The 3,439-nt window shown below is 62.9% G+C and carries 5 protein-coding genes; all 5 read left to right on the top strand.

The annotated features are described in order from the left end of the window. A partial coding sequence (locus AYR66_RS01350; RefSeq protein ID WP_272938318.1) for a flagellar basal body rod C-terminal domain-containing protein occupies positions 1-288 on the top strand: 288 nt, incomplete at its 5' end. Between the two features lie 77 nt (positions 289-365). Then, positions 366-1,148, top strand: coding sequence for a flagellar basal-body rod protein FlgG (gene flgG / locus AYR66_RS01345; RefSeq protein ID WP_088706007.1), 783 nt, complete (start codon positions 366-368; stop codon positions 1,146-1,148). A 25-nt stretch (positions 1,149-1,173) separates the two neighbouring features. Continuing rightward, on the top strand, positions 1,174-1,842 hold the full coding sequence (locus tag AYR66_RS01340) for a flagellar basal body L-ring protein FlgH (protein WP_088706006.1): 669 nt from the start codon (positions 1,174-1,176) through the stop codon (positions 1,840-1,842). 40 nt (positions 1,843-1,882) lie between these two features. Then, positions 1,883-2,986, top strand: a complete 1,104-nt coding sequence (locus tag AYR66_RS01335; protein ID WP_088709545.1) for a flagellar basal body P-ring protein FlgI — start codon at positions 1,883-1,885, stop codon at positions 2,984-2,986. A 4-nt stretch (positions 2,987-2,990) separates the two neighbouring features. Beyond that, a partial coding sequence (locus AYR66_RS01330) for a rod-binding protein (protein ID WP_206047015.1) occupies positions 2,991-3,439 on the top strand: 449 nt, incomplete at its 3' end.

The raw sequence follows: 3,439 nt of genomic DNA, 5'->3' as shown, positions 1-3,439 counted from the left end.
CCTGGACCCGCCACGCCGCTCGGCCGCATCAAGCTGGTCAATCCGCCGGAGGAGTCGCTGGTGCGCGGCGACGATGGCCTGTTCCGGCTCAAGGGAGGCGGGGAGGCGGATGCAGATGCGAGCGTCGCCGTGATCGGCGGATCGCTGGAAGGCAGCAACGTCAGCGTCGTCGATTCCATGGTCAACATGATCAGCCTGGCACGGCAGTTCGAAATGCACATGAACCTGCTGAAGAACGCCGAAAGCAATGAGCAGAAGGCATCGCAGCTCATGTCATTGGCAGGCTGACGCAGCCGCCAGAATGTGACCGGGGACCATATGTCCCGGTCGTCAGCAAGTAGAAGCAGGGGTTACTGGAGAAAACAATGATTCGTTCCCTATGGATTTCCAAGACAGGTCTTGATGCGCAGCAGACGCAGATGGACGTCATTTCCAATAACCTCGCCAACGTCAATACCGCGGGCTTCAAGCGCTCGCGCGCAGTGTTCGAAGACCTGCTGTACCAGACCATGCGTCAGCCCGGTGCACAGTCGTCGCAGCAGACGCAGCTTCCCACCGGCCTGCAGATCGGCACCGGTGTGCGCCCGGTGTCGACCGAACGCATCTTCACGCAGGGCAACCTGCAGCAAACGAATAATGAAAAGGACGTCGCGATCCAGGGCGCCGGTTTTTTCCAGGTGCTGATGCCGGACGGGACGGCCGCCTATACGCGCGATGGTTCCTTCAGCATCGATAGTCAGGGGCAGATCGTGACGGCCAACGGCTACGTCGTGCAGCCGGCGATCACCATTCCCGCAAATGCCATCACCATGAACATCGGCCGCGACGGCACGGTGTCGGTGACCCAGCCGGGCGTGACTGCGCCGGTGCAGGTCGGCACCCTGCAGTTGTCCACTTTCATCAACCCGCCCGGCCTGGAGTCGCGCGGGGAAAACCTGTACGTGGAAACCAGCGCATCCGGCAGCCCGAGCACCAATTCGCCTGGCAGCAATGGCGCCGGCACCCTGGCTCAGGGTTACGTGGAAACCTCGAATGTGAACGTGGTCGAGGAACTGGTGAGCATGATCCAGACGCAACGCGCTTATGAAATCAACAGCAAGGCGATCCAGACTTCCGACCAGATGCTGCAGCGTCTCTCGCAGCTTTGATCGGTGATATCGGGGCGAGGGTGAGATGAAGCGAATTTCGATCTATCTGGCAGGTGCAGCGATGGCAATCATCGCCGCCGGTTGTTCAACGGTGCCGGATTCCATCATCCAGCAGCCCACCACGCCCGTCCAGCAGAGGATGGCAACACCGGCGCCGACCAACGGCTCGATTTTCCAGGCGGCGGCGTATCGTCCGATGTTTGAAGACCGCCGCGCGCGCATGGTCGGCGATATGCTGACGATCGCGATCAACGAGCGGACCAGCGCCGCCAAGACGGCTGCCAATTCCACGTCGAAGTCGGGCAGCGTCGACTTCAGCGCACCGAAACTGCTTGGCATCCCGGCAACGACCACGGCGAAGGCGGCGCTTGCAGCAGATTCATCCAACAAGTTCGAGGACAAGGGATCGGCCAGCTCGAGCAATACCTTCAGCGGCACGATCGCCGTGACGGTCGTCGACGTCCTCCCCAACGGCAATCTCGTCGTGGCGGGAGAAAAGCAGGTGTCGCTGGACAAGGGCGTGGAATACGTCCGCTTCTCCGGCATCGTCAACCCGGACAACATCAACGCCAATGTCGTGTCGTCGACGCTGGTGTCGGATGCGCGCGTCGAGTACCGCACCAACAGCCGGATCGACAAGGCCGAGATGATGTCGCAGCTGACGCGTTTCTTCCTGAGCATCCTGCCACTGTGACGGGGAAAGCGAGCTCTCCATGAAACCGAAATTCCTCCTGATGCGCACCGCCCTCGCCGCCATGTTCGGCGCCACCGTCTTGATGTCCTCGCCGGTCGCCCATGCGGAGCGGCTGAAGGACATTGCGAGCATCCAGGGCGTGCGGCAGAACCAGCTGATCGGATACGGCCTGGTTGTCGGCCTCGACGGCAGCGGCGACCAGACGACACAGACGCCGTTTACCGTGCAAAGCGTGGTGAGCATGCTGCAGAGCCTGGGTGTCAATGTGCCGCCGGGAACCAGCTTGCAGCTCAAGAACGTGGCCGCCGTGGTTGTCACGACATCGCTGCCGGCTTTCGCGCAGCCCGGACAGACGCTTGACGTCACCGTCTCGTCGATGGGCAATGCAAAGAGCCTGCGTGGCGGCACGCTGCTCATGACGCCGCTGAAAGGCGCGGACGGACAAATTTATGGCATCGCGCAGGGCAATGTCCTGGTCGGCGGTGTTGGCGCGGCGGCGAGCGGAAGCAAGGCGCAGGTCAATCATTTGAGCGTCGGACGGATTTCCGCTGGAGCGACGGTGGAACGTGCTGTACCGACTACACTCGGTCAGGGCGAGGCGGTCTACCTGGAACTGAATGACACGGATTTCTCCACCGCCAGCCGTGTGGTCGAAGCAGTCAACCGTCGCTTCGGCGCGGAGACGGCTGCGGCCCAGGATGGCCGCGTGATCCGCGTGCGTGCGCCCGTTGGCAGCGACGAGCGGGTCGCCTTCCTCGGCGCACTGGAAAGCCTGCAGGTGACCCCGGCGCAGATGTCGGCGAAAGTGATCCTCAATGCGCGGACCGGCTCGGTGGTGATGAACCAGGCCGTAACACTGGACAGCTGCGCGGTCTCCCACGGCAACCTGTCGGTGGTCATCAATACCACGCCCGCCGTCAGCCAGCCGGGGCCGTTCTCTGGCGGCCAGACCGTGGTTACCCAGACGTCGCAGATCGAAATCCAGAAGGAACCCGGCCAGGTGCTGATGCTCAAGGGCGGCACCTCGCTGGCGGACGTGGTCAAGGCACTCAACGCGATCGGCGCGACGCCGCAAGACTTGCTGGCCATCCTGCAGGCGATGAAGGCCGCGGGTTCATTGCGCGCCGAGCTGGAAATCATCTGACGCCATGATCTCTTCCACCAACAGCCTCACAGGAAAACTCGCCATTGACGTCAAGGACGTCGGCGAGTTGCGCCAGGCGGCCCGCCAGAATTCACCCGAGGCGCTCAAGGGCGCGGCGCAGCAGTTCGAAGCCCTGTTCATGAACATGGTCATGAAGAGCATGCGCGATGCGACACCGCAGGACGGCATGTTCGACAGCCAGCAGAGCCGCATGTACACATCCATGCTCGACCAGCAGCTGAGCCAGACGCTGGCCAGCAAGGGTGTCGGGCTCGCCGATGCGCTGTTCCGGCAACTGTCGACCAAGCTTGACCAGGCGGCCATGCCGGGGGCGGACAATGATATGTCCGGCATTCTTCCGCAGCCCTTGCCGGCGCTGAAACCCATCCAGATTCCGGCGCTTGACGGCGCCCGCCCCGCGGATACGGTCAAGCCGTCCGCATCGCAGCCGCC

This window comes from Noviherbaspirillum denitrificans (assembly GCF_002211445.1).
Lineage (GTDB): Bacteria > Pseudomonadota > Gammaproteobacteria > Burkholderiales > Burkholderiaceae_D > Noviherbaspirillum > Noviherbaspirillum denitrificans.
Note: the sequence above shows the minus strand (reverse complement) of the source record. Positions and strands in the feature narration are given on the sequence as shown.

Bases quoted from the DNA above. Each gene is read 5' to 3' on its own strand.
- AYR66_RS01340 (WP_088706006.1), top strand. From the start codon at position 1,174: ATGAAGCGAATTTCGATCTATCTGGCAGGTGCAGCGATGGCAATCATC.
- flgG (WP_088706007.1), top strand. From the start codon at position 366: ATGATTCGTTCCCTATGGATTTCCAAGACAGGTCTTGATGCGCAGCAG.
- AYR66_RS01335 (WP_088709545.1), top strand. From the start codon at position 1,883: ATGCGCACCGCCCTCGCCGCCATGTTCGGCGCCACCGTCTTGATGTCC.